12 protein-coding genes are annotated in these 26,959 nt (G+C 70.4%); 5 read left to right on the forward strand and 7 right to left on the reverse strand.

The genetic code is table 11. The annotated features are described in order from the left end of the window. Nucleotides 1-55: 55 nt before the first annotated feature. The 5 genes from O7621_RS05345 to O7621_RS05365 form a co-directional block, all read right to left on the reverse strand. Entirely contained in the window at nt 56-4,063 is a 4,008-nt protein-coding gene (locus O7621_RS05345; RefSeq protein WP_282232999.1) for a DNA methyltransferase, read from the reverse strand. After that, nucleotides 4,063-6,957, reverse strand: a complete 2,895-nt coding sequence (locus tag O7621_RS05350; RefSeq protein ID WP_282233000.1) for a helicase-related protein — start codon at nt 6,955-6,957, stop codon at nt 4,063-4,065. The genes O7621_RS05345 and O7621_RS05350 overlap by 1 nt, the downstream gene beginning before the upstream one ends. Next, nucleotides 6,954-12,266, reverse strand: a complete 5,313-nt coding sequence (locus tag O7621_RS05355; protein ID WP_282233001.1) for a DEAD/DEAH box helicase — start codon at nt 12,264-12,266, stop codon at nt 6,954-6,956. The genes O7621_RS05350 and O7621_RS05355 overlap by 4 nt, the downstream gene beginning before the upstream one ends. 553 nt (nt 12,267-12,819) lie before the next feature. Then, nucleotides 12,820-13,854: a hypothetical protein gene (locus tag O7621_RS05360; RefSeq protein ID WP_348775285.1), complete on the reverse strand. Its 1,035-nt coding sequence runs from the start codon at nt 13,852-13,854 to the stop codon at nt 12,820-12,822. A gap of 380 nt (nt 13,855-14,234) precedes the next feature. After that, nucleotides 14,235-14,618: a VOC family protein gene (locus O7621_RS05365; protein WP_282233003.1), complete on the reverse strand. Its 384-nt coding sequence runs from the start codon at nt 14,616-14,618 to the stop codon at nt 14,235-14,237. Between the two features lie 169 nt (nt 14,619-14,787). Here O7621_RS05365 and O7621_RS05370 point away from each other — a divergent pair, with 169 nt between their 5' ends. From O7621_RS05370 to O7621_RS05390, 5 genes are all read left to right on the forward strand, one after another. Then, nucleotides 14,788-16,179 (forward strand): acyl-CoA synthetase, encoded by a 1,392-nt coding sequence (locus O7621_RS05370; protein ID WP_282233004.1) that lies wholly within the window; start codon nt 14,788-14,790, stop codon nt 16,177-16,179. Between the two features lie 269 nt (nt 16,180-16,448). Beyond that, nucleotides 16,449-17,672, forward strand: a complete 1,224-nt coding sequence (locus O7621_RS29150; protein WP_348775286.1) for a hypothetical protein — start codon at nt 16,449-16,451, stop codon at nt 17,670-17,672. 257 nt (nt 17,673-17,929) lie between these two features. Continuing rightward, nucleotides 17,930-18,796 (forward strand): MoxR family ATPase, encoded by an 867-nt coding sequence (locus O7621_RS05380; protein WP_282233005.1) that lies wholly within the window; start codon nt 17,930-17,932, stop codon nt 18,794-18,796. Further along, entirely contained in the window at nt 18,793-19,932 is a 1,140-nt protein-coding gene (locus tag O7621_RS05385; protein ID WP_282233006.1) for a VWA domain-containing protein, read from the forward strand. Before O7621_RS05380 ends, O7621_RS05385 begins: the two co-directional genes overlap by 4 nt. Beyond that, nucleotides 19,925-22,282 carry a CHAT domain-containing protein gene (locus O7621_RS05390; RefSeq protein WP_282233007.1) on the forward strand — a complete coding sequence of 786 codons (2,358 nt, stop codon included), beginning with the start codon at nt 19,925-19,927 and terminating at the stop codon, nt 22,280-22,282. The genes O7621_RS05385 and O7621_RS05390 overlap by 8 nt, the downstream gene beginning before the upstream one ends. Before the next feature lie 7 nt (nt 22,283-22,289). Here the strand turns inward: O7621_RS05390 and O7621_RS05395 are convergent, their stop codons facing one another. Further along, nucleotides 22,290-25,601, reverse strand: a complete 3,312-nt coding sequence (locus O7621_RS05395; RefSeq protein ID WP_282233008.1) for a caspase family protein — start codon at nt 25,599-25,601, stop codon at nt 22,290-22,292. Beyond that, a complete protein-coding gene (locus O7621_RS05400) occupies nt 25,598-26,950 on the reverse strand; it encodes a hypothetical protein (protein ID WP_282233009.1) in 1,353 nt (450 codons plus the stop codon). Before O7621_RS05400 ends, O7621_RS05395 begins: the two co-directional genes overlap by 4 nt. Nucleotides 26,951-26,959 lie beyond the last annotated feature (9 nt).

The following is a 26,959-nucleotide window of genomic DNA, read 5'->3' on the forward strand; positions in this document are numbered from 1 at the left end:
AAGTCCCCGCATCCGACCGTTGCACAGCGGCCCAGCTTCATCAGTGATTGGCTCCCTATGCGGAGTGGCGCGGGCCTTGGCCAGGTGGGGGGTCTAGCGGGGTTTGGTACGGCGTACTGGTGCGGACGGCATCGGCCATGGCGTCGTAGCGCTCCAGGATCAGGCGCTTCGTGCGGTACTCGCCGTGTGCCCTCTCGTCCTTCTCCCGGACAACCTTGAAGGTCTCCATGATGTAGTCGACGTCATCCCGGTCCACCCCGTACAGATGGAAATAGGCAGCGTCCAACTCGGCTCGGATCAGCTCCCGTCGACCCAGATTCCATCGGAAAGGCAACCCGTCGTCACCCAGGTCCGCAGCATAGCTTGACATGTCGTGAGCCGAATATGTCAACTCTAAAACACGGGCGCCTATCCACTTCCTCAACTCGATGTCATCGCGCAACCAAGGAGTTCGGTTCTCATATTCACTCGGCGGCAGCAGCGCAATCTGTTTCATTAAATAGTACTTCAGCGAAGTACCGGCAAATTTCTGACGCACCACATAATCAGCAACGAAGGCACTCATATTTGCCTGCAGACAAACAGCGCTTTTGGACGGCATGGCCAGCAGCAATTTGTCTCCTGCGGCAACGCGCGGAAGCGCGGCTGGGATCAGGGTGCGCTCGTCGGTGCTGCGGGCGATGTCGCGCCAACCCAGCAGCCAGTCGTGCGACCAGCGCCCGGCCAGCCGCTCGTCCACCACCTGCTTCGACACCCAATAGCGTGGCAGTGGCAGCCGCGCCGGATCGTCATGATCGGCGTCGGTGAAGCGGGGCAGCGTCCCGACGTTCAACTGCGCCTGCGTCGCACCCTCATACGTGCCCAACCGGTGGTCGTAGAAGTGCGCCATCTTCGCCTCGTACAACGGCAGCATCCGATCGTCGCCTCTGACGAAGTGGTTGCCCTCCAACGTCCAGCCGTCTGGCTCCAAGACCTCCCTCGTTCGGAAAAGCCCCGAGTCCGTGGCCATGTTGAACAGGCCTTGACTGAACGAGACACCCCACGGGTTGCCGCCCACTTTGGCCTCGTGCCACAGGACCGGAACCCGCCGGTAAATCCCCAACGTGATCTCTGCATCCCGCCGAGATAGAAACACCGGACACGTCCCCGTGTTCGGGTTCAACAAGCTGATCTCCTCCGGCGTCAACACATACGCCCGCCGCGCGATCTGATCCACCTGCCGCACCCGAAACACCAACGACACCCGATCGACCGACCGCCGCACACCCGCCACCGTCAACAACGAAAACCGGACCCGATGATCGACCCCCTGGAAAACCCGGTCCTCGTTTTCGAAGTCGAACAACGACACCAGACTCCGCCGACGCACCAGGTCCTTGAAGAAGTCCTGGGTGGTCGCATCGGTGGCGATCCCGGTCGGCACGATCATGCCGAGCTGACCGGCAGGTGCAAGGATGATGCGAGATGACTCCGCGAACATCGCGTAGGTGTTGAGCCGGCCCTGGCCGGTCAGTGGATAGCGTCCGGAGCTGCGGATCATGTGGCTGATCGCCTCGACTTCGCGGACAGCGTTCAGGTAGTCCCGGTACAGCGACTGATACGAGGGCTCTTCGGCGTGCTCCAGTGCGGCGATCGCCTTCTTCCGCGCCGAGGCGTGGGCCGCGTTCGCGATGTGTGGCGCTGGTGCCGCGAAGAACTCCTGCTCTTTGAACTCGATTTTCTCCCACGGGGGGTTGCCGAGGACGCAGGAGAAGCCGCCCTGCCAGCCGGTGGCGTCGTTGACCGGGCCGTGGTCGGGCACCCGGAAGATGTGCGGGAACTCGATGTGCCAGTGGAAGAAGCGGAACTGCCGGTGCAGCCGCTCCACCTGCTCCTCGACCGCGGCCAACTCCAGCGACGCCTCACCCTTGCCGAGCCGCTCCAACACCGCCTGCGTGATCGCCGTACCCCGGGAATCTGGGGTTTTTGGCTGCACGAACGCGGCGCACCAGGCGTCCGCGACCAGCCGGGCGTGACGGCGCTCCTGCTCCAGGACCTGCGCCCGCTTGGCCTGCACGTGCACGTCGGCCAGCGACCCCGGCTCGGCCCGGGTGATCTGGGCGGCCTCCTCGGCGAGCGTGGCGTTGCCGACCTGGACGCCGCCGCTCCACAACAGCTCCGTCTGGCCGCCGGCCTCCACCGCGTTCTGCTTCTTCAACGCGGTGGCGACCTTCCTGTCGTCGCCGGTCAACGCGGTGAACGCCGTGTCCGGGATGCCGTCGGCCAGCAGCCGGGGCGTCACCCCGAGCAGGGAGTTGCCGACCCGGATGTTGGCGTCCAGGTAGCCCAGCGGCCGGCCCGGCTCCATCGCCTCCAGCCACAGCGACACCTTCGCCAACTCGGCGGCCATCTCGTTGACGTCGACGCCGTAGATGCAACGGCCGATCACCCGGCGCAGCGCCGAGCGGACCGCCAGCGGCGTCGGCTCCAACTCATCGGTCTCCTCCGCGGCGACCCGCTTCGCGATCCGCCGGGCCGCCGCGATCAGGAAATGCCCCGACCCACACGCCGGGTCGCAGACCGTCAACTCCAGCAGCGCCGCCACCCGCTCCGGCGGGGTCGGCCGGTCGCACGCCTCGTCGATCAGCGGATCCAGCGCCGAGTCCAGCAGCGACTCCACCAGCGGCGACGGGGTGTAGTAGGAGCCGGTGGTCTTACGTTCGTTGCCGGCCAGCCGTTCCGTGCCGAACCGCCACGCCGACGCGTCCCAGCGGGGCCGCAGCTCCAGCAGCGACTCGTAGACGCTGCCCAGCTCCTCCGCGCCCAGGTGCCGGAAGTCGACCCGCTGCCGGCCGCCGCCGCGCCGCTGCGGCAGCACCGCCAGCGCCTCCATCGCCTCCAGCAGATGCCGGTTCGACAGCTTCGCCGCCGCCAACGGCCGGTCCAGCGGGCCAGGCTCGAACAGCCCGCCGATGCCCGGCAGACCCAGTCGGGGCTGGCCCGCCTCCCGGCCCAGCGAGTCGAAGACCAGGCGGACCGCCTCCCACAGGTCGCCGTGGCGGGAATGCCGCCGCCGCACCGCCAGGTCCCGCAGCCGGGCCGCCGAGAAGAACGTCGCGTAGCGTCGCCGGGTCGCCGCGTCCGCCTGCGGGTCCAGCAGCGAATCCCGGTCCTCGGCGACGAACCAGAACAACAGCCGGTAGATCACCCGCAGCAGCGACCGTTTCACGTCCTCCAGGCGCAGCGTCGCGTCGGCGACCTGGCCGCGCAGCGCGGCGTTCTCCGGATGGGTCAGCAAACCGGTGCCGAGGATCTCCAGCGCCCGTTCCACCCCGTCGCGCAGCTGCTCCAACGCGCGTTCGCCCTGCTTGGCGCCGGCCGCCCGCCACTGCTCCAGCACACACGACACCGGCCCGGCCGCCGGATCGGCCGGACGCATCCGGGACGCGTGCGCCAGCCGGTACAGCAGCACGAAATCGGCGAACAGCTCCCCGTCGAAAATCGCCTCCAGGTCGAACTCGATCGACGCCGAACCGACCAGCGTCGTCGAATCCCGCAGCAGCCGCAGCTTCTGCCCGTTCGACAGCACCGCCCACAGGTGCCGGTCGCTGCGGTTCAGCAGCTGCTGCACCATCGAATGCGGGGCGGCACCGGCCGCGCCGCGCACCCGCGCCGTCCGCCGGTCCAGGTCTACCCCCCAGCCGAGCAGATGCACCGGTACGGCGTCCCACCGGTGCGACACCGGGAACGTCAACTCGTCGACGGCGATCCCACCGGTCACCGGCGTCAACGGGTCGAAACCCAGCTCCCGCAGCAGCACCAGCAGCCAGCGTTCCCGGGTCAGCCGGGCCGGTGCCCCGTCGCCGGCCCGCTCCCGCTGCCGGCTGAAGTCCCGCCACACCTCCTGCAGATAGGCGAACGACCGGTTGGCGTAGCGGCGCACCGACTCACCCGACTGCAGGCCGTACGCGGCCGGGTCCATCCCCGGCAGCTCCCGGTCGCCGTGGCCGATGCGCTGCAGCAGACCGCCGGGCAGCAGGCCGCCGTCGACCCGTACCGCCGGATAGACCACCGCGCCGCTCATCACTGCTGCCCTTCGGGAAGGTAGAGGTAGACGCCGAGCACGTCGGCCGGTTTCTGCGCGGTCACCGTGACCTGTCGGCGGACCCGCTGCCCGACCGCCTCCCGGACCCGCAGATGCGCGGCCCGCAACCGGTCGGCGAGCTCGTCGGCGGTCGCCGACAGATGGTCGGTGACCGCGTCGAGCTGGCCGACGACCCGGGCCAGCAGCGGTGCCGCCGTGTCCGGCAGCACGTTGCCGGTCGGCGTCGCCGACAGCAGCGCCGCCGTCTCCTCCTCGGTCAGCCACTCGGCCGCCTGCGGGGCACCCCGGAACGCCAGCACCCGCGCCTCCTCGGCGACCATCGGGCGCGGCTCACCGCCCGCCGCCGCGCCGGCCGGCAACGTCAGATGCAGCCGGAACCGCACCAGCAGCAGCGTCGTGCGTTTCGACACGGCGGCGGTACGCATCACCCCGGCCCGCCGCGCCGGCCGCTTCTCCGCCGACAGCTTGTCCGCCGGCAGCGACGGATTCAGCGCCGACTCCAACACCTGCCGGGCCAGCGCCGACACGTACGGGTCGGTCCGGTCCAGATGTGCCGCGCCCGGCGGCGTCGGCAGCTCACGGCGCAGCTGCAACACCCCGGCCTTGCCCTGCCCCGCCTTCGTCGGCCGGGGTGGGAAGGCGTCGGTGACCTGGCCGGGCAGCCCGGCCAGGTCGGCGTCGAACCCGTACGGCCGCTCGACCACGTCGGCACCGAACGCGGCCAGCGCGGTCGCCGCGAACTCGGCCACCTCGGCCGGAGTGCCCAGACTGGCCCGGATCTCGGCCAACTCGTCGGCCACCTCGGCCGGTTTGATCGCCCGCTGGGCGTACTTGGTGCGCGACTCCTTCTCCCGCTCGGCCGCCGAGTCCCACTGCCGGTGCAGCTCCTCACGCGGGCCGGCGGCCAGCGCGTCGATGGTCAACTGCTCCGGCTGCTCCGGCGCCACCAGCAGCTCGTGGGCGATCGTCTGCAGGACGTCGTCGCTGGCGTCCGGCACCGGCACCGAGATGCCCAACGTCTCGCGGATCCGGTTGTGCTTGCGCAGCAGCACCTTCAGCACGATCTCGTCGATCCGGTTGTCCGCGCCGTAGATCATCACCGCGCGTACCGTCGGGGCGACCTGGCCGAACCGGTCGACCCGGCCCTCCCGCTGCTCGTGCCGGGTCGGGTTCCAGGCCAGGTCGTAGTGCACCACCGCCTGGAACCGTTCCTGCAGGTTGACCCCCTCGGACAGGCAGTCGGTGGCGACCAGCACCGGGCGACGGCTGGTGTCGGCGGTCAACTCGGCGATCCGGGCCGCCCGCTCCTCCGGCGGCAACGCCCCGGTGACGCAGCCGACCGCGAAGTTGCGGCCCAACGCCGCCTCCAGCCGCTGCGCGACGTACTCAGCGGTGTCGATGTAGCGACAGAACACCACCGGGTTGAACCCGTCGCCGAGCAGCGTCTTGACCTCCTTGACCAGCAAGGTCAGTTTGGCGTCGCCGGCCCCGGCCAGCGCCTCGGCGCGCCGGGCGAACTCGCGCAGCCGGCGCTGCTCGGCACTGCCGCCGCCACCGTCCGCTCCTGGGTCCGCGCCCGGGGTCGCGTCGGCCGACTCCTGGGTCTCGTCGTCGGGCAGATCCAGCACCGCCGCCCTGCCCAGAGTGTCCGCGTCCTCGGCGCTGTCGGCGTCGGCGTTCGCCGCCCGGGTCCGCAGCGTCGCCGCCGCCGCGGCCGGCGACGACGCCAACGCCCGCAGCAACGCCAACGCCGACCAGTACCGCACCCGCTGGCGCACCTGCCCGCCGAGCGGATCCCGCACCACCTGCCGGGCGTACGCCACCACGTCGTCGAACAGGTCGCGGTACTCGCCGGACAGCCGGTAGGCGCGCTCGGTGGTGTGCCGGTCCTCCGGGAACGGGGTGTCCTCCAGGAAGCCCCGGATGTCGGCGCGGCGGCGCTGCACGAAATGCCGGGCCAGCCGTTCCCGACCCGCAACCTGGTTAAGGTCTACTGTGGCCAGCTCCGGATCCAGCAGCCCCAGCAGGTTGCGGAACCCGGTGTCCTTGCCGCTGTGCGGCGTCGCCGTCACCAGGATCAACTGCCGGGCCGGGTCGGCGGCCAACCGGCGTACCAACTCGTAGCGCAACATCCGGGACTTGCCGGCCCGGCGGTCGTCGTCCGGCACGCAGCCGTGCGCCTCGTCGACGATGACCAGGTTGGGGCAGCCGCGGACGAACTGCTCGCGCAGCTCCGGCCGCTTGATGAAATCAGTGGAGACCACCACGTGCCGGTAGCGGTCGAACACCGAATCGGTCGAGCCGACCAGCGACGCCTGCAACCGGCGTACGGTGCCCGGCAGCACCAGCTCGGCGGCGATGCCGAACTTGGCCGCCAACTCCCGCTGCCACTGCTCGGCCAACGCCGGGCTGCACAGCACCGCCAACCCGTCCGCGTCGCCCTGGGCCAGCAGCTCGGCCGCGATCAACCCACTTTCGACGGTCTTGCCGATACCGACGTCATCGGCGATCAGCATCCGCACCGGGTCCTGACGCAACGCCATCAGCAGCGGCACCAGCTGGTACGGCCGGGGCTCCACCGCCACCGCGCCCAACGACCGGAACGGCCCGCCGGAGGAGCGGAACCCGATCCGCAGCGCCGTCCGCAGCAGGCCGGCCCGGCTGGCGTTGCCGGCATCGGTCGGATCCGGGTACGCGAACGTCGCCGACCGGACCTCCTCGACATCCGGCAGTACCGCCGCGCGTTCGTCGTCCGCCCCGCCGAGCGGACGCAGCACCAGCACCTCCGGCTCCGACTCGGGCAGCACCACCCACTCCCGGCCCCGCGCCGTGACCAACGTCCCCGGCTCGAACCGCTGCGCCGCCACCGTCACGCACTGCCTCCCTGCCGCCGCCCGAACACGCCGGGATACCGACCCACCACGCTCTGCCAGTCACCGGCGGTCACCCGGATCGGGGTCCAGCCGGCGTCGATCACACTTTCTTCGGCGTCCACGTCCCGCCCGGCACCCGGCTGCACGCCCGGCTCATCGACGAAGACCACCGCCCGCTGCTGCCGGTAGGTCAGATCCGGCCGGGCCCCCGCCACCGGATCCGCCACCGGATCCGGCCCCCGGTACGACTCGCGCGCCAGCCAGGCCACGAACTCGGCGACCGGCCCGTCGACGCTACCGGCACCAGCCGCCCCGTCGCTGCCCACTGGTGGGCAGTCGCCGCCCGGCGGCTGGCCGGCCGCCAGCCGCTCGGCCGTCGCCGCCGCGAACGACACCAACAACTGCGCCACCAGGTGCCGGTTGATCCGCCGGTGAAACCCCTGATTCGAGTACGACAACAGACAGTCGTAGCAGCCCTGGACACAGTGGTCGGCACCGGCATCCGGCTGGTCCACATCGACCCCGGTCGGGTCGAAGTGCGCGATCTCCAACGCCTTCGCCGCCACCCGGGCGACCGCGTGCGGCTCCTCGACCAGCCGACGCAGCACCCCCGCCCCGCCCTCGGCGCTCTCGATGAACAGCATCCGGCCACGGTCATCCGGATCCGGCAGCAGCTCACCGGTCAGCTCCGAATCCTCCAGCTGGAAATGCGCCTCGATGCCGCGTTCCACCGCGTACAGCAGGGTCACCGCCATGTCGTCGGGCACCCGCTCGGCCAGCCGCAGCACCAGGATGTTGCGCCGGTCCTGCACGTACGGGATCACCCGCTCCGGCGCGGCCACCTTGTCGATCGCCGTGATCGCCGCCTCGTCCGAGGTCAGCTCCTCGTCGTCGGCCCGGTTCTTCTCCGTCGCCTTACGCTCGGACAGCCAGTCACCGGTCGCCGGATCCAGGAAGAAGCCCCGGACGCTGGCCTCCTTGCGGCGACGCAACCCCAGATTGGCCCGCCGCACCGTCGCCGCGTCGCCGTAGACCAGCTCGGCCAGCGGGCTGCCGTCGGCGGTGGTCACCGCCGCCGTCAACCGGCCCGGCCGCCGACCATGATCATGGAAGCGGTACGACGTCTCGATCTCGAACAGCGACCGACGCCGCTCCTCCTCGTCCGACGAGATCCGCTCCCGCCGCTGCGTGCGGACCGTGTACAGGCGCAGCAGATTGGTGTCCGTCGCCCCCAGCCCCTGCCCGCAGTTCACACACACGTCCCAGCCAACCTCGTCGTCGTGCAGATGCCCGCACTCGGCGCACCGCCGCGCCGACGAGGTCAACACCCCGTCGGCGTTCGACGCCACCTGATGCAGCTGCACGCCGCGCACCAGGTAGCGGGCACCCTCGTGGTAGATCAACGCACCGGGGCCGAACTCGCTGATCCCGATGAACCGGGGCCGGTGGATGTAGTCGCCCTTGCGTCCGCCGGCCAGGCCCGGCACGTACGCGGCCAGCGGCAGCCGGGGGAACGAGTAGCCGGGCAGGAAACCCTCCGACGCCAGGTAGCGGAACGTGTAGAAGTCGGTCTGCGGTTCGTCGGAGTCCTCGTTGGCCAGCAGGTTCAGCTGCACCCGGGCGTCGTTGGCCCGCCGGCTCGCCTCGTCCCGGGCCTTGCCGGTCACGTTTGTGTCCACCGCCCGGCGGTTCTGCACCTCGTACTCACGCAGCGCCGCCTGGTAGAGCTGCCGCCAGCGGCCCAACGCCGCGTCGAACTCGTCGTACGCCTGCTCCACCGTGTCGGCGACCCAGCGGTCCCGCCACCAGGGAGCCCCGGCAAGCGCCCCGCCTGGGGTCCCGCCGGACGCCCCGTCGACGTCGCCGGCCAGGACGGCTTCCGCACGGGCCAGCGCCCGCTTACGGGCGTCGTCGTCGCGCAGCTTGCGGACGAACTCCGGCGAAATCCGCAGCGACGGCGCCTCCCCGCCGGTCTCCAACAGCCGCACCAGCGAACTGGGCAGCTCGGCCCCGGTCTCGGCCAGCCAGATCGCCTGCACGTGCGACCGCACCAGATCCTCGTTGGCCAGATCGAGCCGGGGCGCCTGCACCGCACCGCCGACCATCAGCTGCGGGCGTCGGAAATAGAACTGGTCGTGTGCGTTGCCCGTCGAGCAGTAGGTGACCACCAGCGCCGGCTGCCCGGACCGGCCGGCCCGCCCGGCCCGCTGGGCGTAGTTGGCCGGCGTCGGCGGCACGTTGCGCATCGCCACCGCGTTGAGGTCCTTGATGTCGACGCCCAGCTCCATCGTCGGCGAGCAGAACAGCAGCGGCAGCGCCGCTTCCTGGAACTGCTTCTCCCGCTTCTGCCGGTCCGCCGCCTCCACCTGGGCGGTGTGTTCCTTCGCCTGCAGCCCGGCCAGCAGATGCGAGGTGTCCCGGTACAGGTCCCGGAAAAAGGTGTTGACCCGGGCACCGGCCTCACCGGAGAGCACCTTGCGGACCCGGTCCTCCGCGCCCACCGTGCCGTCCCCGGCCTGCCAGATCAGCGCGTCCGACTTCAGCCGGTAGCCGCTGACCAGGTCGTCGCCCTCCGGTGGCACCTCGATGACCAGGGTCGCCTCGGCCAGCACCGCCAGCAGGTCGCGGATCATGTCCTGCGCGTCGGCGACTGTGCAGCCGTCCTTGCCGTACTGGCGGATCAGGTACTTGCCGAACGCGCCCCGGCCGGACAAGTGCAGCAGTTTGCGCCGCTCGCCCTTGCCGCTCGGCTTCGGGTAGGCGACCCCGGCGACGACCGCCCGCTCCCGTTCACCCAGCTTCCACGGCTCGGCCAGCTGCTGGCGGGACAGCCGGTCGATCTCGTCGAAACCGTCCTGGGTCAGGCACCGTACGTCGATCGCCAGGTTGCGGCGCAGCTCGTCCAGCAGCGTCGAGGCCACGTCATGGCGGCGTTCCGGTTTGTCGTCGCGCAGCAGATGGTGGCTGCGCGACCAGATCTCCTCGTCGACGGCTACCTCGTCGAGGTAGCGGTAGCCGATCCGCAGCAGGCCGGTCTGCTCCAGGTTCGGCATGGTGACCCGCCAGCCGCGTTCCAGATCGAGGTAGAGCCGGTAGTTCACCACCTCGCGCAGCGCCCGCCAGATCTCGTCCTTGCCGTACCGCACCTCCGGGGTCCGGGCAAACTGCCCCAACTCCAGCCGCAACGCCTCGGTGACCTGCTGCGCCACCCGCTCGTGGGTCAACCCGTCCGGGGCCGCCGCCACCGCCCGGTACAGCGCGCCGCGCAGCTGCACCACCTGGACGAAATCGTTGAAGTGCCCGGCCTGCAGCGAGGCGTCCTGCCGGTTGTCGACGAAGGCGAGCAGCTTGCGGGCCTCCGCCGGCAGCTGCGGGGCGGCCCGCAACGCGCGTACCACGCTCGCCCCGACCACCGACAACGCCGAGCTGCGGCCCTCCACGGACAGCTTCGCCAGCTGGGCGAAGTCCTTGCCCCGCTGCCGTTCGTAGGACACCTGGCAGCGCAGGCAGAACCGGAACGGCGACGAGATCCAGGCCGCCGGCACCCCCTGCCCCGGTGCCTGCTCGGTGCCCATCGGGTCGAGATGCACCAGCTCCGGCAGGTGGCGTTCCTTCGTCGGGGCCACGATGGTGCGGCCGTCGTCGGCCAGCAGCGTCCACGAGTACGGCAGCCGGGCGTCGCTGAGCACGGTGTCGAGATCCGCCGGCCACGGCTGGTCGTCGCTGATGTAGAGGTAGCCGGCGTCACCGGTGGCCGACTCCACCTCGCTGCCCGCCTCGAAGCCGTGGTCGGCGCGCCGGACGATCAGATAGTCCTGGCCGCATTCGCGGCAGAAGGCCAACGGCACCAGCGCCTTCGACTGGTCGACCGTGCTGGTCGGGGAGAGCGCCTGGTAGCGGCTGGTCACATGCCGCACCGACGGCGGCTCGATCGTGGTGTAGACGTTGTCGCCCTTGGACAGAAACTGGTGCAGCCGGAACGCGAAGAACGGCCGCCCGGTCCCCGGGTCGTCGAGCCCCGCACCGGCGGCCAGCACCGCCTCGATCGCGGTGGCGCACTCCCGGCCCGGCACCCCGGTCAGCTCGGCGAGCAGGTCCGCGGCCTGCGGGACCGTCCGGGGCCGGCGCAGCCGCACCGGCCGGCCGGTGACCGGGTCGGGCTCCACCCCGAACGCGCCCTCGACCCACGCCGCCAACGGATCGGTACGTAATCCGTCGACGTCCGGCTGTGGCGGCTCGACGGCGGCCCACCGCAGGACCCGGTCACGCAGACCGGCGGGGTCCGCGCCGGTGCCTGCCGGCGCTCCGGTGGCCGGAGCGCCGCCGACCGGTGCGCTGGTGGCCGGTGCGCTGGTGGCCGGTGCGCTGGTGGCCCGCTCCAGCGTCTCGACGATCACGTGGCCGGGTTCGACGGTGGTGCCGAACAGCCGGCTCGCCACCTCGGCCACCTTGATCCGCTGGTCTGCGCCGGTGGTGTCGGAGGCCATCGTCGCCGAGGTGCCGACGCACTGCACCTGCGGCGCGGCGAAGGCGTCCCGGGCCCGGCGGACCAGGAACGCCACGTCGGCACCCTGCCGGCCGCGATAGGTGTGCAGCTCGTCGAGGACCAGGAACCACAGGCCACGGGCGGCCCGGGTCAACGGGCCGCGTTCGGCGTGCCGGGTCAGCACCAGCTCCAACATCACGTAGTTGGTGAGCAGGATGTCCGGCGGGTCAGCGAGGATCCGCCGCCGCTCATCGGTGTTCTCCTGCCCGGTGTAGCGGGCGAACCGCACCGGCGGGGTCCCGCCCGGCGGGCCCCAGCTGAGAAACTTCGTCAGCTCGTTGAGCTGGCTGTTGGCCAGCGCGTTCATCGGATAGACGATGATCGCCTTCACCCCGGGCCGGTAGGTGCCGTCGGCCTTGGCCCGCAGCACCCGGTCGACGATCGGCACGATGTACGACAGGCTCTTGCCGGAACCGGTGCCGGTAGTCAGCACGTAGCTGTGCCGGTCCCGGGCGATCTCGATCGCTTCCCGCTGGTGCTGGTGCAGCCGCAGCGGCCGCGCCCCCGGGTCGTCCGGCTGGCGCTTGATCCGGAAGATCCGCTCGTTGTCGGGGTGCAGCAGGCCCTGCTGGACCAGCTCGTCGACCCTGCCGCCGGAGGCGAAGTTGGGGTTGAGCGACAGGAACGGTGCCGGCCACTGGTAGCCCTGGGCGGTCAACTCCGCGATGTGTTCGGCGATCTTCGGGTCGCGGGGGTCGACGAAGCTGGACGTGAACTCCTTGTAGTCCTCGATGAGCTTGTCGCGTACATCGAAGACGTCCACCACTGCTCCCCGGCCCGGCACCACTGACAGTCCGTCGATTCAATCACTGGCCGGGTACGCACGGTAAGTCCCGTCATCTGGTGCATTCCCGACCCGATCATCCGAGTCGACCACGCCACCCGGTTGATCCACTCCAGTTCACCGGGTTGCTTACTTACGGGCAGAACGGTGCCCGCCAAGGGCGATCAGGATGATCGCCACCACTGCCGAGCCGCCGGATACGACGCCTCCCCAGCCCGAAAGGCCGGCCAGTCTGCCGACCGCCCGTGACGCACCTCGGCGAGCCCTCCACCGCGACGTGGGACGATACTCGCTGTTTCGACGTCGCATGAAGACCTCAGCAGCGGCGAACGGGAGCGATCATCGGTCGCATTCAGCCTCACACAGCGACCCAACGGCGGCCCAAGTGTCACCGAGGTGAGGCGTACGCACCCTGAAACCGACACGTGAGGTATCTCAGCCTCACCTCGACGAGGCGTCCACAGCGGGGGGTAGCCCCGGCCATATCGGCCGAGGCTACCTCTGAACGGTACGTATCAGGTGAACGGACGGATCAGGCCGGAGAGATACCTTCGGCGAAGTCGTACAGGCTCTTGATGTCGTTGTCGAAGTACGGGCCGTCGAACTGACCGTTGCCCGGGTTGTCACCGTGGCTTACCACGCTGTTGATGTACCCGTAGCCGGTCGAGTCGTTGTATTCCTGCAGCCAAGGTCCGCCGCTGGAACCGTAGGTCATGTTGCAGTACATCCGGATCTGCTGGCCGCCGGGGTTCCACGTGGTTCCCTGGCAGTAGTACTGACTCTCGCCGCCACCCAGGTTGGACGGGTAACCGAGAGCGGTGACATAGACGCTGTAGCTGTAGTTCCAGCGCAGCCCGTGGCCACCGACCGTGTCGACGACCTTGGCACCGTAGATGCCGCCGTTGTTCATGATGGCGATGCCCATGTCCTCGGCGTAGCTGCCGCTGTTGATCCAGGCGGTACGGGTGTTGAGGCTGGACGCCACGAACGTGCCGAACGGGCGCGAGCCGTTGCGGTACCGCGGGACGAACTGCCAGTTGCTGTACCACTGTCCGCCAGGGCCCTGGTGGACGCAGTGCCCGGCGGTCATGACCAGCCGACGCTTGCCGCTGGCGACGGTGCTGGCCGAGCAGGAGGCGGTACCCCCGGTGGGGGTGGTGAAGTAGACCTTGCCGACGGCCTGCGACTCGTTGAGCATCAGTCCGACGTCACCGCGGTTGCCGAGGCTCGGCGCGACCGGCGCCACCGCACCCGCCGGCCCGTTGGGCTTGGCGTCGGCGATCGTCGATTCGGCACCCTTCGCCGACCTCGCGAAGGTCAGGTCGACCGCCGATGCCATCCGCTCCTCGGTCCAGAAGTCGGTGACCTCCTTCGCGATCTTGGCGTTGGTGATCGCCCGGCCGTCGAGAGTGCGGGCGATGGCGCTCGTGTTGCCGTCCGACTTGAACGGCGACGACTCCGCCTGGGCGGCCGGCGCGCCGGTGACGACCAGCGCGAGTGCCAGGCCGGCCATCGCCGACCAGCGCAGTGTGGATTTCAAGAGACCCTCCCTTGTCTTGGTACCCATCTGGGCGCTAGCAGCGTATTGGCAGATTTTCATTGATCACAATGGAAGTGGAATGACTGATCACGGACACTCCCAAAACCCGCCGCTTGAGCTGGGTAGATGTGGACCAGAATCATTGGATCCAACTTCACCAAACGCTTCGACGTCATGTGAGCAGGGAGCACCACAGAGAAGCAGAGATTTCACGTCTCATTTATCTCATAGCATCGCGAAATACATCCGAAATACAAGCCATGTGATTTTCCGGACCTAGCGACGAACATTTGTGGCAGGAATCAGACGGCGTGTTTCAGAGCTGACCGGTAGCAGTCAGAAGAGAGCCCGTCGACAACGGAGGGAACGAGCGAACCAGGCCGACCCGGTCGGCCTGGTCGGCCTGGCTAGCTGATCTGGTTGACCGGGCTGTCCGGGGTGACCGGGCCGAGCACGACGGTGCCATCCGGCTCGACCCGCCAGCCCGGGTTACAGGCGACCTCCCAGACCGTGCCGTTCGGGTCGGCGAAGTGCCCGTGGTAGCCGCCGAAGTCAGCCGGCTGGCCCGGCTTGAGGATCGTCCCGCCGGCCGTCTGTGCCTCGGTCAGCACCCGGTCGACGTCGTCCGGCGTCGGCACGTTGTGCGCCAGCGTGAAGCCGCCCGGCCGGGTCTGAACCGCCGCAGCCGGGTCGATGTCCCGGCCGAAGGCGTCCGCGTCGAACAGGCCGAGCATCAGGCCCGGACCGATCTGAAAAAAGATGATCTCGCCCGGTACGTCGAGCGTAGTCATCCTTTTGGTCAACCGCTTGTTTGGCTTGCCCGCCGGGGCGGAGGAGGGGGCCGGCCAGCTCGATCCAGCGTCGGCAGACTCCGGGCCACCGTGGTTCAGCGCCGGGCAACCACAGAGCCGACAATGGTCCGGAGCCGGTCCGCTCACCGGCAGGAGGAGAGTCGGGAAGATGGCGTTGCTGAACCCCACGCGACTGACCGGCCGGCCGGCGGCGGTCACCGTCGGCGACCAGTCGATGTCCGGCGACGACCTGCTCGAAGCCGCGACCGCCGTCGCCAGGCAGATCGCCGGCGCCGACACCGTCGCGGTCGACGCCACCGCCAGCCTCGACACGGTCGTCGCGCTCACCGGTTGCCTGCTGGCCGGCACCACGCTGGTCCCCGTACCGCCGGACGCCGGCCCGGTCGAACGCGGTCACATCCTGCGCGACTCCGGCGCTCAACTGCTGCTTGGCCCCAACCCGACGAGGCCGGTCGGGATCGGCTCCGACCAGGACGGCTCCGACCAGGGCGGGCCCGGCCAGCGCCGGACCGTCGGGTCCGACGCCCCCGCGCTGATCCTCTACACCAGCGGCACCACCGGCGCACCGAAGGGTGTACCGGTGACCAGCGCCAACATCGCCGCCGACCTCGACGCCCTCGCCGAGGCCTGGGCGTGGACGCCGGACGACACCCTGGTCCACGGCCTGCCGCTGTTTCACGTACACGGTCTGGTGCTCGGCGTCATCGGCGCACTACGCGTCGGCTGCCGGCTGGTGCACACCGGCCGGCCCACCCCTGGGGCGTACGCCGCCGCCGGTGGCACGCTGTACTTCGGCGTACCGACGATCTGGTCCCGGATCTGCGCCGACCGGCCCTCCGCCCGGGCGTTGCGCGCCGCCCGGCTCCTCGTCTCCGGTTCGGCGGCCCTGCCCGCCCCGGTCTTTCACACCCTGGCCGAGCTCACCGGGCAGGCACCGGTCGAACGGTACGGAATGACCGAAACCTTGATCACGGTCAGCAGCCGCGCCGACGGCGAGCGGCGACCCGGCTGGGTCGGTACGCCGCTCGCCGGCGTACACACCCGGCTGGCCAGTGAGGACGGCGAGCGGTTGCCGGCGGACGGCGAGACCATCGGCGAACTGCAGGTTCGCGGCCCGATGGTGTTCGACGGTTACCTCGGCGCCGCCGGGCGCGGCGACTTCACCCCGGACGGCTGGTTCCGCACCGGCGACGTCGCGGCAATCGACCGGGCCGGCTGGCACCGAATCGTCGGCCGTGCCTCGACCGACCTGATCAAGAGCGGTGGTTACCGGATCGGTGCCGGCGAGGTGGAGAACGTGCTGCTGACCCATCCGGCGGTACGCGAGGCGGCGGTCATCGGCGCACCCGACGCCGACCTCGGGCAACGGGTCGTCGCGTACGTGGTGGCCGAGGGCGTGTCCCCGCAGTCGCTGATCGACTTCGTGGCCACCGAACTCTCCACCCACAAGCGACCACGCGAGGTGCGCATCGTGGACGACCTGCCACGCAACGCGATGGGTAAGGTGCAGAAGAAGCTGCTGCACGACGAACGCCGGTGACATCCGGCCACTACCGACAGTCACCACATCGACATCAGCCGAACGGCTGATGTCGAGCGTTCAAGGTCGTTGCCATAAGTTTTCTTTACTTGCGGCTCAAGAAATCATCATTTCTGGCGCTGAAGTTGATTCTTGATTGAACCGCTCCCTAACGTGTGCGTATGGCCCGGGACGACCAGTCGTCCGCTCCCGGCAAACCCCCGCCGGCACCGTCGTGCCCGAGCCTAATACAGACATCACAGCACGGTGAGCATTCGGAAGGTGTGCACATGGGACAACCGGCTCACAGACGCGCCGCCAGACCCGCGAAGGGCGGACGGGCGCGCCGCGCCGTCATCGCGGTCGCGACCCTGTCCGCCTTCGGGGTCCTGATCGCTGTCAGCCAGATCTCCAGTGCTGGAACGGATCGCAAGGCCAGCGAGCAGGTCAACGGACTCGATGTGCTCGGTACCGGATGTGACGACAGTTCGTTGGACCCGCACGACGGTTTCCAGGTGGGCAGCCGCTGCGTCTCGACGGCGTTCGGCGAGGTCGGTGCGGCGGAGCAGAACCCGACGCTGCTGATCACCGAGTCGCCGGAATCGGTCGGCGTCGGCGAACCGTTCCAACTACGGGTCAGCACCCGCAACCTGGTCCGGGACCGCTTCCTGCCGGCGGCTCAGGGCGGGTACTACGTGGAGTCCGCGCTGCTGACCGGTGACGGGCTGACCCGCGGCCACTTCCACACCGCCTGCCGAATGCTGACCAGCACCACCGAGGCACTCGACCCGGAGCCGGTGCCGGCCTTCTTCGTCGCGACCGAGGACGGTGGCGGCGGTGCCGAGCCGGATGTGGTCACCATCCAGGTGCCCGGGCTGCCTCAGGAGGGAATCGCCCAGTGCGCATCGTGGGCCGGTGACGGATCGCACCGGATCCCGATGATGCAGCGGGCCAACCAGACCCCGGCAATCGACGCCGTCCGTATCGAGGTCCGAGCCGGCGGAGCGGAGGAACCGCCCGCTGAGGAACCACCGGCCGACGAACCGCCCGCCGACGAACCGCCCGCCAACGAACCGCCCGCCGACGAACCGCCCGCCGAGGAACCACCCGCCAACGAACCGCCCGCCGACGAGCCGCCCGCCGAGGAGACACCAGCGCCGGCCAGCCCCGAGGCGGAGATCACCGACGATCCGGCACCGCCGACGCAGGACGCCGAGCCCACGCCGGAGCCGACCGAGACCGCTGCCGAAGAGCAGAAGGAAGCCGACCCGACCCCAGAGCCGACCGCACAGCCAAGCGCGGACCCGAGCCCGACTGCCGCCGCCGGTGGAATCAATGCACCAGCCGTGGACAACCTCGCAAACGAAGCGGACGCTGACGACTCAGCCAGTCCGCTGGCACTGACCGGTGCCAACACGATGAACTTCCTGGTCGTCGGCCTGGTGCTGATCGTCGGCGGAGTGATTCTCGTCCACCTGACCCAACGTCGCCGCTACCCGAACCGCGAGCGCTGACGGACAACAACTCCCACACCGCACAACTGTGCCCACCGCGCGGTCGAGCGCGGTGGGCACAGTTGTCCCGCCCCAAGATCGTCGTTGGGCCGCACGGCTCAGGCGCTGAGCTGGACCGCCAACTGGTAGTCGTCGATCAACCCGGTCGTCGTCGGCTGACCCGTTCGTGAACCGGCTGCCGCAGGCGGCACCGACGCCGGCCCCGTCCGTCAGTGTTGGACATCGACAGAACTCGGCTGCGTTTAGATGGGGGCCGCATGAGGTTCGGAGACGCTACGCATCTCGTCGCGCAGTTGGACCAACGCGCCGGTTACCTGGCCGGCACCGGATTGGCGGCCGCCGCCTTCCTCGCCCTTCACGGGAATCGGCCGCTGCTGCTGGAAGGCGCGCCGGGGGTCGGGAAGACCGCGTTCGCCGAGGCGATGGCTACCGTCCTCGATAGACCGATCGAACGAGTTCAGTGTTATCCGGGTCTGGACGCGAGCCAGGTCCTCTACGACTGGAACTTCGCGGCCCAGATGCTGGCGCTGCGCGCGGCCGGGACCGGTGACCACACCGACCGGCTGCCCGAGCTGTGGGACGAGAAGTACCTGGTCGCGCGACCGATCCTGCGGGCGTTGCGGAACGGACCGGCGGTGCTGCTCATCGACGAGGTCGACCGGGCCGAGGAGGACTTCGAGGCCCTGCTGCTCCAGGTGCTGGACAAGTACGAGGTCACCATCCCGGAGCTGGGGACGGTCCGCGCGGAGGTCGCGCCGTTCGTGGTCCTCACCTCCAACCGCACCCGGGAGCCGCACGACGCCATCAAACGGCGCTGCTTCTACCACTGGATCGACCATCCCGGTCCCGAGCTGGAGGCTCGTATCCTCCACCGGCACGTCGCAGGACTCGCGCCGGACCTGGCCATCGCCATCACCGAGATCATGGCCCAGCTCCGTCGGCTGGACCTGGCCAAGCAGCCCAGCCTGGCCGAGACGATCGACTACGCGCGGGCAGTACACCGGCTCGGCGCCGCCACGCCGGACGACCCGGCAGCGGACGCGGCGATCTGCACCCTGGTCAAGCACCACGACGACGAAGCGCAGGTACGTCGGGTGCTGGCACGTCGACGGCACGACCGATGACGGGCGACCCGCTGGCCCTCCTGGTCCGGTTCGCCGAAGCGCTGCGAACCGCCGGGTTGACCGTCAGCGTCGACCGGGTCGTCGCCGCCGCCGAGGCGCTGGGGCACTGGGGGATCGCCGCCGACGCGCAACCCTACTGGCCGCTGCGGGTGGCTCTGTGCCGCGACCGGTCCGACGTACCCGTCTTCGACATGGTGTACCGCGATTGGTTCGGCACCCCGCCGGACGACTTCGGCCGCACCGGATCGGCGCTGGTCCCAGCCCAGTCCCACCGCACCGACGGCCGGCCGGGCGCCGACGCACCGTCGCCGCAGCGGGCCGACGTACCGGCACCGCAGCGGGCCGACGTACCGTCGCCGCGGGCTGCTGGCGGCGGGGCCGGCAACGCCAGTCGGCTGGCCAGCCGTGACTTCGACGACTTGACCGAGGATGAGCTGCGGGAGGTTGCGACCTGGGTCGACCTGCTGCGGCCGATGCCGACCCGGCGCACGATGCACCGCCGCTCGGCCCGGACCGGCCCGACCGATCCGGCCCGGACGATGCGGCTCATGCTGCGCACCGGCGGCGAACTGGTACGGCTGCGCCACCGCCGCCCGGCGGTACGCACCCGCCGGCTGCTCCTGCTCGTCGACGTCAGCGCGTCGATGAGCCCGTACAGTGACATGCTGCTGCGGTTCGCGGCAGCCGCGCTGGCCGCGAGTCCGCGTACCACCGAGATCTTCGCTGTCGGCACCGACCACACCCGCCTGACCCGGTCGATGCGCGGGCTCCGCCCCCGGGACGCGTTGCCCGCCGCCGGACGGGTGCAGACCGGCTGGTCCGGCGGCACGACGCTCGGCGACGCGCTGAACGGTTTCCTGCGACGCTGGGGTGGCACCGACGTCGTCCGCTCGGCGATCGTGGTCTTCGGCTCGGACGGGCTCGAACACGCCGAGATGGCACCGCTGATCCGGCAGGTCCAGCGGCTCGCGGCTCTGGCCAAGGTGCTGATCTGGGCCAGTCCCGACTGCCACACCGACGGCGAGCGTTCGAAGGACCGCCTCATCGCCCAGGCGCAGCAGTCGGCCACCCGTGTGGTGGGCTGCCACGACTACCTGGCGCTGCGGAACCTGGCAAAGGTCGTCACCAATGCGTGACCTCGAAGGACACGACGTCGCGGTGCGGCGAATCATGCGACGTGACGACCTGCTGACCCTCGCCGCCGCCGCCGACACTGCCGTGGGAATCGTCCGGATGCGCGAGCCGGAGGCGCTGACCGGGGTCGACGGCAGCACCCTGTTCGACCTCGCGCTGAGCAGGCACATCAAGCTGGCGACCGGGGACGCCGGCTGGGCGGAGCGGGCACAGGCCTGGGATCATGCCGCAGTTCTCGTCCGGTACTGCGCGCTGGCCGGCACCGCGCTGAACAGCCCGTACAGCGCGGTCGGCATGCACGCCCGGTCGCTGCGCCTGCTCAAGGAGAACCAGACCCGACCCGGTCTGCGCCCGCTCGACCGGGACCTGACCCTGGGCGCGTTCAACCGCTACCACGCCGCCCGCGACCTGCGACTGGGCGGCCACCTCCAGGCCGCCCGCGACCTGGCCCGCCGGTCACCACAGGACCTGTACGGCACCGGCGCCGAGCCACACATCGCGCACTACCAGTTCGAACTTGGCGCGACCCATATCGAGCAGGGCGATCTCCGGCCGTTCCTACGCCAGCTGAGGGAGCTGCGCCCGTACTGGGCAGGTGACCGGGCCAATGCGTTCTCGACCCACCACCGGTTCGAGTTCATCGAGGCGTTGGTCTCCTGGCACGCCGATCCCGAAAGCGACCGGGCCGGTGAGTGCTTCACCGCCGCCATCGAGCTGGTCGACACCGGCCGTGACACCGCCGACGTCAGCGACCACGACGGGGTGGACCACCAGGGCGTACGCGAACTGTCGCTGCTACTCGCCGCCGCCGAGCATCTCGTCCACACCGGTGGTGACCCCGACCGAGCGGTGGACCTGGCGTTGTGTGCGCTGGCCGCGGCCGAGCGGGTCCGGGCGCGCTGGCGGGTCATCGCCCGCTCCCCGGCCCCACTGGCCGAGGCGTTCCAGCGGGTCTACGCCGATGTCTGCCTGCTGGCCCACCGGATGGAGAACGCACGGGCCGCCGGGCTCGGGCTCCGGGCGGCGCTGTCCGCGAAGTCGACGGGTTTCGCCGCGCGGGTCCGCGACGGGCTGACCTTCGACGACAACCCGCTGATCAACAACTTGTTGACCCAGATCCTCGATGTCGAGAACCCCGTCCCCGGTGTCATGACCAGCACGGTCGCCAGCCGCCAGACGCAGCTGGACGGACTGCGAAGGGACCTTGAGGACGCCGTCTCGCCGATGCTCGCCGACACCGTGTTCCCGCCGCCCACCGACCTGGACGAAGTCGTCCGCGAGATCGGGCCGCGGCACGCCCTCGACTATGTCGAGCTGACCGACAATCTGGCGGTCCCGGCGTTCTTCCGCACGCTCATCGAGCCGGGTGGCCGGATGACTTTCGACCGGTTCGATCCGGGCGACGATTTCCGGGTCCTGTTCGAGCACGCCCGGGTCGGCCAGCTGACCGGCGGCCGGGACGTCGTCGACCCGCCGGTGGCGGGTCTGCGCGACGACGGGCTGCTCGACTTGTGGGCACTGGCCGACAAGGTCCTGCCGCCACGGTTGACCGAGGAGATCCTGCCCGGCTGCACCGTCGAGGCGCCCGCTCAGCTGCTGATCTCGGCGCACTCGTGGCTGAGCCTCGTCCCGTGGGCCGCACTGTGGACCGGCCCCGGCACCCGGCTGGTCGAACGCGCCGTCATTTCGCAGAGCCCGGTGCTCACCTGCCTGTCCGGTGAGCTTCCGCCGCCGGTCTCCGGCGCCGCTCTGGTCCGCCTGGTCGGCTCGGACGAGCCGGTGGAGATCGGCGGAGATCGCCTCTCCGATCTCGACATCGCACAGGAGCGGGCGGCGTGGGGTCTGCCCCGGGACACCGTCGGCGTCGCGCTCAGCAGCTGTGACCTGGACGATGGTGTCCCGACCCCGTACGGCGGCCGGTTCGCGGACGCGTTGCGACAGCGCGGCCGCTGGCAGTTCCTGCACATCGCCGCGCACGGCGGCGGCCAGGGCTTCGGCCAGTATCTGGCCCTGCCCGGCGAGCGGCTGTCGGCGGCCCGGGCACTGGGGCTGCGCTGGCCGGAGTCGGTCCTGATGGCGTCGTGCCACGTCGGACTGGTCCGCAACGAGCAACGCGCCGAGCCGCTGAGCCTGGTGATGGCGCTGCTGACCGGGGGTGCCCGGTGCGTGGTGGCCGGGATCGACAGCGTCGACGACGCCGGCACCGGCCGGATCGCCGCCGCGATGGTGCGCGCCGCCCGGTCCCCCGAACCGGTCTCCATCGACGTCGCGCTGCGCGACGCCCAACTGGCCGAGGTCCGGGCGGGCACCCCGGAGTCCGGCTGGGCGCTGCTCAGCGCGTACGTGCGATGAACGTTTCTCAGCTGTCCTCGTCGTCCGCCAGCCGTCTGGCCTGCTCCAGCGCCCAACGCACCCGGTCGAGGCGACCCGGCTCCTTGGCGTGCTGATCCAGCGAGAACCACCGGATCCGCCAGGTCTGATAGCCCTGGTCGGCCGGCCCCAGTCCCCGACACCGGATCAACGACCAGATGAACATCGGCATGGTCGCCGCGCCGAGCGCCCGTTCGCGACCGGACCCGCTCGGGCCGCCGAGCCAGCCGGACATGGCCTCCACGGCTGCGTCGTCGAGCGGGTTGAGTGCGAGACAGGCCGGGCCGTCGGTCCGCCGTGACGGAAGGTCGAACCCGGGTTTGAGCAGCGCCAGGTTGAGTCGGACGTGCACCAGCTGCCGCTGGAAGCCTTCGTCCATCTTCGATTCGCCTGGCACGTCCTTCTCGATGGCCGCGTACGCCCGGGTGAAACGGTTCAGCAGGTCCTTCTCCCACAGCTCCCAGGAGTCGAAGTCTGGTGGCTGGCTACGGCCGCAGCGCTGCATCGCCGGCCGGATCGCCAGCAGCAGCGACGCCGCCCGGGCCGTCATGATCCCCGGATTCTGCAACGCGGTCTGCCGGGTGAGCCGGTGCTCGTCGACCTGGTCGGCGAACCCGAACTCGGCTTCGATCTGGTAGGCCGTGTCGATCGCCCGCTCCCCGACGGCGACGCCGTCGGTCAGCTCGCGGAACATTCGCTGGATCCACCGCCGCTCCTCGGCGGGTGACCGGCCCGAGGCCGCCGGCTCGTCGGACGGATCCGACCAACGGGCGATCACCCGCTCGGCGGTGCGGCAGGCCGTGCCGGTCTCGGCGAGCGCCAGCTGGAGGAACACCTCGTCCAGCTGGAGCCGTAACGGTCGGGTGTCCTCGCCGGTGCCGAGACTTCCGCGGAACTCCGCGTATTTCTCCTGTGCCTCGGCGTGCAGCGTCCAGGCCACGTCGTAGCCGCGCTCCGTGTCCCGCTTGGACTCGGCCAGGGCGAGGGCGCGCAGCGCGCCGAGAGCCCGTGGGGCGAACTCCGGCCACGGGAGTCCACGGGCACCGTCCGTGATCCGTCGGACCAGGGCGAACTCCGCCTCGCTGCGTTGTCGGACATCCGGCGCGGTGACGTCGCTGTCGAACGACGCCCGGATCCGCTGGACGCAGTCCCAACTCGTCTCGTAGATCAGCCAGCCCATCAGTGGGAGCCGCTCGGCCAGCTCGGCGGGCGGCAGCTGGGTCGCCCGGGCGGCCAGGATGTCGCGGTACGCCTGGACGTCCGCCTCGATCCGGTCGACCAGCTCGCTGTCGGTGCGGCGCTTCCTGGCTCGCAGCGCGGTGCACAGGTCGCGCAGCTCCTGCGGGGTCATCATCGTGGGCGCTCCTCCACAGTCCGGTGTCATCTCGAAGTCGATGCCGTGGATCTCGTACCGCACCCCGTCCGGCCAATTCGGATCGATCTCGCGGGAGCCGCCGGTGGCTATCTGGTCGATCAGGTCCCGCAGCCGGGAACCGCTGACGGGTCCGGGGTGACCGCGGTCGGGCGCCCGGGTCTGGACGATCTCGGGCTGCTCCAGCGCGGCGAGGCTCTGCGGCGCGGAGCTGATCACCACCAGGATCGTGTCGGTCCGGGCATGTGCCGGGTCGAGCCCGGCCGGCCAGGCAAGTCCCACCCCGGTCAGCTCCCGCCGAACGTCGTCACGGCCGTACGTGTAGACGCTGTGTGGCGGTAGCAGACGGCCACTCGGGGTGCCCCGCATCAGCAGCGAGACCCGTCCGGACAGCCCGATGTCCAGCATCGACACGTACACCGGCAGGTCACCCCGGTTGTGGACGGTCACGTAGATCCGGCTGGCCGGGGTCAGCGGCCGACCGGCGGGCGGCGGCGGGTGCTCGGCACCGTCCACCACCAGGCCCCAGTCCACCGTGACCTCGGTGCCCAGCGGGTAGGACGGGTCACCGATCAGTCGCCGCAGCTGGGTCGCCTGGGCGTGGACCAGCACCGCACGGGCGAGGTCGGCGTACCCCCCGGCGTCATCCGGGTACGGCGGATGCAGCGGCCCGATCCGGTCGCGGAGCACCACCGAGCCGGAGTCGTCGAACCGGATCTCGGCCGTCCACTCGACGCCGCGCCGGGCCGGGCGGGCCAGCACCGTCGACTCCAGCACCGCCAGCACCTGCTCGCCGCGCGGGTCGCCGGTCGGCACCCGGATCGTGATCTGCGGCGCGGTCACCCTGGTGCGTACCGCCCGCGCCCCCGCCGGCACCGCCGACCAGTCGGCGGCGAAGCTCACCGTGCCCGCGACCGACGTCTGCGCCACGTGGTCGATCGTCAGATCGCCGACCCGGTGCGCCCGGTCGTCGGCCGCCCGACCTGGCGGCATGATCAGGAACTCGTCGCCGTGCTGAACCCGCAGCAGGGCGGCGGCGTCCAGCCGGACCCGGCCGGGCACGTCCAGCGGCGTCACCGGCAGGGAGTTCAGCAGGTCCGCGCGCTCGGTGCTGAACAGCAACCGGTCGGCCGGTCCCTCCGCCTCGGGACGCTGCTCGAACATCAGCCCGGTCACTCGGTAGCGGATCTGGTCGAGCAGCCCGGACCAGGTCACCGGTGCGTCGCCGGCCTCGACGAGGGCCCGGCACAGCTGCGTGGTGAGGACGCCACGCCAGCGCCCGTCGTCGCCCGGACGCTCGAACGCGCGCTGACCGGGTGCGCAGGCCACGATGCGGACCGCGTGCGGGTTGCTCTCGACGGGCAGCAGGTCGGTACGCAGCTGGATCCGGTCGAGGTGGGCGCGGACCCAGGCGTACGGTGCCGGTCCGCGCAGCGCCCGCAGCCGCAGGTTCACGTCGCGGGACATCAGCCCGGAGTGGCAGCAGTCGAGGATCACCGTGACGTTGCGGGTCACCGCGACCAGCCGGGACTGCAGGACGGACAGCTCTGCGGCGGTCACGCCCCGGAAGTCGTCGGCGGTCGACTGGTCGTAGTCGGTCGGCACGATGTACTGCAGATCGGCCGGCAACGACGGCCCGGTTCGGGAAGGTCCGGTTCGTGATGGCTCGGTCTTTGGTGGCTCGGTTCGTGGTGGCGCGGTCGAGCCGCCGTGGCCGGAGTAGTAGACGACGACCGCGTCGCCCGGCCCGGCGTCGGCGATGATCCCTTCGTACGCGGCGATGATCCCGGCCCGCGTCGCCGCTGCCGGTGGGCACTCACGTACGTCGAACCCGCGTGCCCGCAGAGCCTGCGTCATCGCCGCGAGATCGTGCCGCACACCACGCAGGCCGCCATGGTCGGAGCCGATCAGCAGGGCAAGCCGGTTCACCAGATCCCGCCGTCCGGATCCCGGTCCAGCAGCGCCTCGACGCTGGTCCAGCGGTCCGGGCCGTACCGGTCGAGCACGGTCCATTCCCGCCGCCACTGTTGATAGTTGGCGGTTGCGCCGGCGTCGTCCCGGCACGCCTCGACCGAGCGGACAAAATGGGGCATCGACGCGGAGCCGACGACGCTCGCGTCGCCGCGTACCCTGCCGTCGCCGCCGGCCGGTTCCGCCAGCCAGCGCGACATGGCCCGGGCGGCGTCGTCGTCGAGCCGGTGCAGCGTCAGCGTGTCATCCACGACCAGCGGCTCGTCGAGCGTCTCCGAAGCGGTCAACAGCGCCAAGTGCAGGCAGAACTGCACGATCGTGCGGGCGTGGTCGTCGAGCAGCGGGGCGAGGGTGCCGTCGGCCTGACTGGCCGGGCGGACCAGGTACGCCAGTGTCTCGTGGAACCGCTGGCGTAGCGAGGACATGAGGTCCGGCCAGGTGTCGTAGCCGCGCGGACGCATGCCGAGACGCTGCATCGCCGGACAGAGCGAGTACATCAGCAGCAACGCCCGGCACGTCATGATCGCCGGGTTGCGGAACCCGGTACGCAGAATGAGCCGGTCCTCAGTGATCGTCTCCACGAAGCCGTACTCCTGGTAGATCCGGTCGGCGATGTCCAACGCCCGCCTCCCGACCTCGGCACCGTCGGAGAGCTGCCGGAACATCCGGGGCACCCAGCGGTCGGCCTCCCGCCGCTCGGTCGCCACGTCCGCGCCGCCCCAGTTCTCGAGCCAACGGCCGATTGTCTGTTCAGCGGTGCGGCAGGCGGTGCCGGTCTCGGCAAGAGCCAGTTGCAGCAGGACTTCGTCGAGGTCGAGGACCAGGCGCGCATCCGCCGGGTCGGCGCCGAGGCTGTCCCGGTACGACCGATGCTTGGTCCGTACTTCCTCGTGCAGCAGCCATGCGCCGTCATAGTCGTTCCACTTCGACCTGACCAGCGCCAGGGCGCGGATGGCGCCCAGGGCACGGGGCGCGAACTCCGGCCACGGCAGCGATCTGGCGGCGGTAGCGAGCCGCATGATCAGCATCGCGTCAGCCTCAGCCGCCCGCCGTGCCTGCTCCGACAGCCCATCGATCTCGGCTGGAACGTTCCACAGCAGCATCAGCGACGTCTCGTAGATCAACCAGCCGGTCAGCCGCAGAGCGGTCCTCAGCTCCGCCGGCGGCGACTGGGTGGGCGCGACGCGCAGGCGGTCGCGGTACGCCGCCACGTCATGCTCGATCCGGGCGACCAACGCCTCGTCGACGGGGATCCTCTTCCGACGGACGCCTGAGCAGAGTTCTCGGAGAACATCGATCTCGGTCATGGACCGCCG

The organism is Solwaraspora sp. WMMD937, from assembly GCF_029581175.1.
Classification (GTDB): domain Bacteria; phylum Actinomycetota; class Actinomycetes; order Mycobacteriales; family Micromonosporaceae; genus Micromonospora_E.

Bases quoted from the DNA above. Each gene is read 5' to 3' on its own strand.
- O7621_RS05345 (WP_282232999.1), bottom strand. From the start codon at position 4,063: ATGAGCGGCGCGGTGGTCTATCCGGCGGTACGGGTCGACGGCGGCCTG.
- O7621_RS05360 (WP_348775285.1), bottom strand. From the start codon at position 13,854: ATGGGTACCAAGACAAGGGAGGGTCTCTTGAAATCCACACTGCGCTGG.
- O7621_RS05365 (WP_282233003.1), bottom strand. From the start codon at position 14,618: ATGACTACGCTCGACGTACCGGGCGAGATCATCTTTTTTCAGATCGGT.
- O7621_RS05370 (WP_282233004.1), top strand. From the start codon at position 14,788: ATGGCGTTGCTGAACCCCACGCGACTGACCGGCCGGCCGGCGGCGGTC.
- O7621_RS29150 (WP_348775286.1), top strand. From the start codon at position 16,449: ATGGGACAACCGGCTCACAGACGCGCCGCCAGACCCGCGAAGGGCGGA.
- O7621_RS05380 (WP_282233005.1), top strand. From the start codon at position 17,930: ATGAGGTTCGGAGACGCTACGCATCTCGTCGCGCAGTTGGACCAACGC.
- O7621_RS05385 (WP_282233006.1), top strand. From the start codon at position 18,793: ATGACGGGCGACCCGCTGGCCCTCCTGGTCCGGTTCGCCGAAGCGCTG.
- O7621_RS05390 (WP_282233007.1), top strand. From the start codon at position 19,925: ATGCGTGACCTCGAAGGACACGACGTCGCGGTGCGGCGAATCATGCGA.
- O7621_RS05400 (WP_282233009.1), bottom strand. From the start codon at position 26,950: ATGACCGAGATCGATGTTCTCCGAGAACTCTGCTCAGGCGTCCGTCGG.